7 protein-coding genes are annotated in these 6,666 nt (G+C 46.9%); 4 read left to right on the top strand and 3 right to left on the bottom strand.

Translation table 11 applies throughout. From position 1 onward, the window contains the following. Window positions 1–144: 144 nt before the first annotated feature. A complete protein-coding gene (locus tag KDK16_RS01070) occupies window positions 145–909 on the bottom strand; it encodes a hypothetical protein (protein WP_257254146.1) in 765 nt (254 codons plus the stop codon). Between the two features lie 718 nt (window positions 910–1,627). Between KDK16_RS01070 and KDK16_RS01065 the strand changes: the two genes are divergently transcribed. The 4 genes from KDK16_RS01065 to KDK16_RS01050 all read left to right on the top strand — a co-directional run bounded on the left by KDK16_RS01065 (window position 1,628) and on the right by KDK16_RS01050 (window position 5,530). After that, the gene (locus tag KDK16_RS01065) at window positions 1,628–2,539 is read left to right on the top strand and encodes a proline iminopeptidase-family hydrolase (protein WP_257274293.1); all 912 of its coding nucleotides are present in this window, start codon (window positions 1,628–1,630) and stop codon (window positions 2,537–2,539) included. A 285-nt stretch (window positions 2,540–2,824) separates the two neighbouring features. Further along, complete coding sequence (locus tag KDK16_RS01060) at window positions 2,825–3,748, top strand: trans-aconitate 2-methyltransferase (RefSeq protein WP_257254148.1); 924 nt, start codon at window positions 2,825–2,827, stop codon at window positions 3,746–3,748. Window positions 3,749–3,761: 13 nt separating this feature from the next. Further along, window positions 3,762–5,111 (top strand): amino acid permease, encoded by a 1,350-nt coding sequence (locus tag KDK16_RS01055; protein WP_257254149.1) that lies wholly within the window; start codon window positions 3,762–3,764, stop codon window positions 5,109–5,111. 104 nt (window positions 5,112–5,215) lie between these two features. Then, entirely contained in the window at window positions 5,216–5,530 is a 315-nt protein-coding gene (locus KDK16_RS01050; protein WP_257254150.1) for a Rieske (2Fe-2S) protein, read from the top strand. A gap of 41 nt (window positions 5,531–5,571) precedes the next feature. Here the strand turns inward: KDK16_RS01050 and hslR are convergent, their stop codons facing one another. Both hslR and yrfG read right to left on the bottom strand, forming a co-directional pair. Further along, entirely contained in the window at window positions 5,572–5,994 is a 423-nt protein-coding gene (gene hslR, locus KDK16_RS01045) for a ribosome-associated heat shock protein Hsp15 (protein WP_257254151.1), read from the bottom strand. A 54-nt stretch (window positions 5,995–6,048) separates the two neighbouring features. Then, window positions 6,049–6,666: GMP/IMP nucleotidase (gene yrfG, locus KDK16_RS01040; RefSeq protein ID WP_257274292.1), on the bottom strand; the 618-nt coding region annotated here is incomplete at its 5' end.

The following is a 6,666-nucleotide window of genomic DNA, read 5'->3' as shown; positions in this document are numbered from 1 at the left end:
TGGACATTCGATCAGGTCATGGAAGAAGACTGGCTGCCTTCAAGTAGCTAATTCATTGAATGCTGCCAGAAAACTATGTCAGCAACAGATTTGCCTGTCGACAGTGGTTTTTGGGTCGGCAAGAGGGCTTGATGTCAAAGAGGATCACTTGAGGATTTCCCAGACACCCACCTTAAGGGTCGTGGTCAGGCCATTTCTGTTTTCACCTTTTGGGGCAATATGCCAATCCCATTCATGCTCAGGATTACAAGGCCAGAGGGGCGGCGCAACAGTAGTGATAACCTCAGTGTCACCGTCTTTGCCCACATGGCGTTCATGATCAGAAATCAGGAGAGTGTTACAGTCCATCGCCTTTAAGGTCATGATGTGGGCTTGCTGAATAGCCGCCATCAGGCAAATTTCCGTGTCATCCTCTGGTGGGCTTTTGGCGAATGATAACGGAATCTGCGAAAGCATATTCACGCTGATTGCCAGGCTAAAACCCGTGAGCGGCAGCGGTGCAAAACCGGGTGGGGTTATCTTCCTGTCGCTGTAGTTGTTATAGAATTCTTCGAGAAGGCCAGTTACATCCCGCAGTTCAAATTTAATATTTGGATACTGTTTTAGTTTGGCTGCAAGCTGTGGTGGCTTCACAGCATCGAACAAGAGGGCGCCCGCCGGATGACTGTTGAGTGCTTGCAACGGAAGATCAAGACCCAGTCCCGAGCCCATTATCAGAATGGGTTCAGCAGGGTCTGCTTTCTTTATGGCGACAGTAATGGCCGCACGGGTTTGCTCCAAATGTGGTTGCCAGGCTTTTGTGTTACGTTGGTACTTCCCTGCAATCGCAGCAACTTCCTGCACAAGCCCTGCTCGTCTCGCGCCTTTTACTGCTTTTGAGAAGGCCCATGTGAACGCCTCGATAATCATTTGAATATTTTTCCTGATCTTCTGGTTTCAAGAATGCAGTCAGTGAATGTGTTGTTGGGTACGCAGTTACAGCAATGAATGACTGTTTAGCCCTCATCATCAACTGGATGTGCATGGCCCTCCCGAGATTCTCCCATCGACAGTTGATCAGATCACAGAAAAAGACTGGCTGCCATCAAGCGGTTCATTCATGGTGCGTTGTCAGAAGCCCGATTCAGTAACAGAAATAACATGGGTCGTGACCGGTGGGCAATTCTTTATACACTTTTTATACACAGGCTTTTACTCAGAAGTTTTAAGAAAGTCATATTAAGTACACCCTACACGTAAAAGCTTTCAGCCGATTATTGACTTTGTATATAAACGTTTCCGGTTACCATATTTATACTTATCCACAGTTGTTTTAGAAAGTTTTCCACAAATTACCGATGAGCATCTCTCTTCAGGTTATCTTTACCTGTCAGGCACCTGGTCGCAAGAGCGATTGAGCCGCTTATCGTGCAGATAGGTAGGGTGTCTTTGGTTTGGACAGAGCAAGCCAGCAAGGAAAGCAGGACGAGTGCATGAGTTTTCATGATGGGTGATAAACCGCTTGAGGATAAATCAGTTAACCAAAGACTGGCTTGAAAACCGTAGTGGTTAAGAGAGTGCATTCCCGCTTTTTTCCATAGAAACTGCCTAAACTGAACCCGTTGCGAAATCTAAACAGCGTACTGGCATGATGACCAAACAAGAGAAGCATAACGCACCGGGTGTTCAGTGGGTGACACTGGATAACGGCTATCGGGTCTGGACTCAGCGGGTGGGTTCCGGGCCGCTAAAGTTACTGACACTGCATGGTGGGCCAGGATATTCCCATGAGTACCTGGAATGTCTGGAAGACTTTCTGGTTCCTCAGGGAGTGGAAGTTATCTTTTATGATCAACTGGGCTCGTGGTGCTCAGATCAGCCTGAAGGTGAGTCACTCTGGCAATTAGAACGATTTATTGATGAGATCGAACAGGTTCGGACGGCATTGGTTCTGGAGGATTTTTACCTATTTGGTCACGGTTATGGTGGCCTGTGGGCCATTGAATACGCACTTAAGTACCAGCGGCATTTGAAAGGACTGATACTCGGCAGCACCACCGGCAGCATTCATTCCTGCATGACCCAAATCAATCACCTTCGGGAGCAGTTGCCACCGGAAGTGGTTGATCGAATGAAGCAGTTTGAAGCAGCGAATGATCTGGACAATGAAGAGTACTCGTCTCTTTTGATGGAGCATCTCTATCGCAAATACATTTGCAGGTTGCCTAACTGGCCTGAAGCTCTGAGCAGGGCTTTTGATCACAGGAATCGGAATGTTTACAACACTATGCAGGGTCATAATGAGTTTGTTGTTACCGGCAATCTGCTGGGTTGGGATCGTTGGAATGAACTGGCTGAGATCCGTGTTGCAACACTGGTACTGGCTGGACGCTATGACACCATGGCGCCTTGTGATCAGGAGCAGATGGCTTCCATTCTGCCCCACAGCAGGCTGGTGGTTTGTGATAATGGCAGTCACTGCTCCATGTGGGACGATCCGGAAAATTACCGGCAGGCGCTCGTGGATTTTTTGAAAGATGTAGAAAACGGCAGAATATAGCGATTGAACGAAACTCGTCGTAAATTTAATTATGGTGACCTGTTTGTCGATGGCACAACCCGGGATCAGCTTCTTTGTCCCGAGTCTGTTAATGCATTACCCTGACGTCTACCGGAAGAAAAAAAGGCACTGGTACTCTGGAAAATGCCCGGTAATTATTCCTGGTTCCCATGCTCTGCGTGGGGGTGCGTATCGGAATTAGAAAGCTGATCTGGAAATAAAAGTGGATAAACTGTATCCGTCATCTATTCTTTTGTTCTCAGGTATTGTTTGCAGGTGTCAACTATGAGAATAACCGGAAACATCCCAACAAGGTTTGCTCTGATTTTCCTGCTTTTTTTGTCGATGTGTTCTTATGCCGAATCTGAAGCAGTAGAGAAACCGATGGTACCAGAAGGGGATTACTCACTTTCCAATAAGTGGGATATGGGCAGGCGTCGACTGGAAGCCTTGCAGCAGGTTCTTGATTCTCAGTCGCAGGCCAGTTTGAAACCTTACCTAAAGGCGGGCGGTCATTTCCTGGAGATAGGTCCTGGTCTTGGTTCAATGAGTCGATTTCTTGCGGAATCTGCAGGGGAGAACGGAAAAGTCATCGCACTGGATATTGATGATCACTTTCTTGCTGAAGTGGCAGCAATTGCCCCTCAGATTGAAGTTATTCACGAAGATATCACTGCTTACGATCCCGGCGTCGACAGGTTCGACCTGGTTTTTATCCGACTCGTGGTCATGCATCTGACCAAGAACGACAATTATGCGCTTATCGCCAAACTGGCCCGATCATTGAAGCCGGGTGGTTATTTGGTCATTGAAGACTACGTTGGTGGTGGAAATGTAAACAGGTTCCGCGAGTTTGGCAAAATTGATGCGAAGCTTCCTGATTATGTGGTGGATGCATATCACAGAATGTCAAAACATATTGACTTTGATCAGGGATATCTGCTTGCAGATATGATGTCAAAGGCTGGTCTGGTTAATGTAGATGCAGAGATATCCTATAAACGTGTTCAGGGTGGTGATAATGCTCATGGGCGTTTGATGTACCTTACTTTCAGCCAGCTCGAACCGTACTTAAAGGTAATACCGGAGCATGACACATTATTTCCTTTAATTCAGGCTGCCTGGATGAGCCCGGATGCCCATTGGTATGACCATGCAAGGCTTGTTTCCGTTGGTCAGAAAGCCCCTGAGATACCAGGGCAACCGTGAGTTACGGTGACATGTGACTGACGGTCATCACAAAGTGGGTTTTACCAGTGCAGTGCTGCTGATTATCGGTAATGTCATTGGAGCTGGTACGTTTGCCGTATCAGGTCTGATGTTAAGTCGGGTGGGTCACCCTGTTCTGGTATTGTTTATCTGGTTAATTGCCGGCGTGGTTATGCTTTGCGGTGCGGTCTGTTATGGAGCCTTGGCAAGGCAGATGCCGGAATCCGGAGGTGAGTACCTTTTTATCTCCAGAATATTTCATCCAATGCTGGGTTGTCTGGCAGGATGGGTGTCGCTGCTGGTAGGGTTCTCCGCTCCAATCGCCGTGTGTGCTTTTGCACTTGGGGAGTATACACGGCACTGGTTCATTTTTTCAGGGTTGGCTGACTCCAGAGCAATTGGTACTGTCTTTGTTGTTCTTTTTGCTATCATGCATTGCTTTGGTAGATATCAGGGGCTCATGATTCAAAATCTGATAATATCGTTCAAGTTGGTGCTGATTGGTGCTTTCATTTATCTAATTTCCGACCAGATAGTCATGAAGCAACTAAACGTCAGCTCCTTGTCGTCCCCTGCCGATTGGAATATCGACGGTCTCTCAACATGTTTCATCTGGGCTTTCTTTGCCTATTCAGGCTGGAACTCTGTAATTTACGTTGCCAGCGAGATAAAAGCATCTCAACAAAACTTGATGAAAGTGACGATGACGGGGTCCTGTCTGGTTTTACTCATTTATCTGGTGTTAAATTATGCCATTCTCGGACAAGAGCATGTTTACGATATTCTGGGGCAAGTAGACTATCTGCTGTTGATTGCTGAACACTCTTCCAGCCCCTGGGCAGTGGTGATTGCTGCGATCATTGTTAACCTTGCTTTGCTCAGTTCACTTTCCGCGTTAATCATGATGGGTCCTCGTGTCTATGCCAAGATGGCTGATGATGGTTATCTGCCGGAATTTCTTCAAACCAAAAGTGGTAACTACCACAATGCCATAATATTTCAGGGAATAGTTGTCCTGTTGATTCTCTGGTATGGCTCTTTTGAGTTTATGCTTACCAGTATTGGCTATCTACTAGGCATTTGTTGTGTAATGACCGTAATTGGCCTGGTTAGGTTGAAACTGAAGGATGAGAATATTAACGTTCTGTTCTGGCCCTATGCCCCAGCGATTTTTATTGCCTCTGTCACTTTCTGTGTCATTTACCACGTATACATGCATCCTATACACAGTCTCACTGGATTGGTAATGGTTTTGCCTGGCTTTTTGTTCTGGTTTCTTGGAAAAAATACTAAAGCAAATGTGGTTAAAGAAAAAGTGACCAGCTCTGGCACACTGACAAACACACCACGGCGTAACCGCTGACCAGGAGCCTTACTGTGATATTTTCGGGATACTTAACAACCGATTAAAAGTTGGATTTGACGAATATATTTTCAAAGCAGCTATCAAACTCAGGAACTGGAAACTTGTTGGAACTCTGTGCTGTTGATGATCTTGAAAACCCCGGAAGTAAAGGTTTTGAAACCGAAAAAGGCTCCATTTTCGCAGTCCGTCGAGATGAAGAAGTCTTTGTCTACGAAAACAGTTGCCCACACTTGGGTATTAACTTGGAGTGGCAGGAAGACCGCTTTCTGGACAGCGAACAACGTCTGATCCAGTGCTCTACTCATGGGGCTCTGTTTCTTATTGAGTCTGGAGAGTGTTTAGCTGGCCCATGCCTCGGTGACAGACTGACAGTGCTCCCTTCCAAAGTAGAGAAAGGTATTGTTTATCTGTTGTGACTGTTTTCCGGTCATTTTTCCCATGGAAAAATGACCGGGCATTAATCTGCCAGACTGGATTTTTGCCTGAGAATGTCCCTTCTCTGTTTTTTATCCGGACGACGATCCGGCCTCGGAGCTACAGCACCGCGCATGGCCTTGCGTTGTTCCGCTGCCACCTCACGAGACTGTATGCTGGCTGCAGTCTCTTCGTAAAGTTGTTGTGCCAGCTCCGCTTTCTGGCGTTTGTCAGAGAGTTCCCGAACAATTACCACCCTTTCATCCCAGCCTGTACGCAGTTTCAGCTCGTCGCCTACTTTGGGCTCTTTGCCGGGTTTGCAGCGCTGGCCATTCAGATGTACCTTGCCACCTTCAATGGCTTCTTTGGCGATATTACGGGTTTTGTAAAAGCGGGCGGCCCAGAGCCACTTGTCCAGACGCACTTTGTCTTGCTGTTTATCGTGAGTACTACTTTGCTTGGCCATTTATTACTCTCAAAAGTCATTGAACTGTTTTTCAGGGCCAGTTTTCAAGGCTCATCAAATATGAATAAGCTCACGAAAATCTTCAACAGCCTGATATTGACCCGTATCCTTGGCGCCCTGTTTGCTGTCCGGATATCGAATAGCCAATAAATGGGCGATGCCGTAGGTTTTGGCAGAGTCCAGAACCGGAATACTGTCATCAATAAACAGAGCCCGCTCCTTATCCGTGCCAATGTCGGCTTCAAGATTGTGCCAGAATGCCTGGGTTTCCTTAGGGTAACCGTAATCATGGGAACTGATCAGTCTGTCAAAATAGTGTGCCATGGAGAGTCTTTCCAGTTTCAGTGACAAGCTGTCCCTATGAGCATTGGTGATCATGATCACTTTCTTGCCCCGATCGCGAATATTTTGCAGAAAATGGTCGGCATCGGGTCTGAACCTGATCAAATGAGCCATCTCGTTTTTTAGGGCGACGATATCGAGGTCCAGCTCTCTGGCCCAGTAATCGAGACAGTACCACTCCAACTTGCCGTACGTTTGAGCTACCCTTGGATGCAGCTCTTCTTTCGACTGCTCCAGAGTAATATTGTGTTTCTCGGCATACTTCTGAGGCACGTACTCCATCCAGAAGTAGTTATCGAAGTGGAGATCCAGCAGGGTACCATCCATATC

It is taken from the genome of Endozoicomonas sp. SESOKO4 (genome assembly GCF_024606275.1).
The sequence above is the reverse complement of the archived record's forward strand: the minus strand, read 5'-3'. Positions and strand labels throughout refer to the sequence as shown.

Coding starts and splice junctions, on each gene's coding strand:
- KDK16_RS01065 (WP_257274293.1), top strand. CDS start 1,628: ATGATGACCAAACAAGAGAAGCATAACGCACCGGGTGTTCAGTGGGTG.
- KDK16_RS01070 (WP_257254146.1), bottom strand. CDS start 909: ATGATTATCGAGGCGTTCACATGGGCCTTCTCAAAAGCAGTAAAAGGC.
- KDK16_RS01060 (WP_257254148.1), top strand. CDS start 2,825: ATGAGAATAACCGGAAACATCCCAACAAGGTTTGCTCTGATTTTCCTG.
- hslR (WP_257254151.1), bottom strand. CDS start 5,994: ATGGCCAAGCAAAGTAGTACTCACGATAAACAGCAAGACAAAGTGCGT.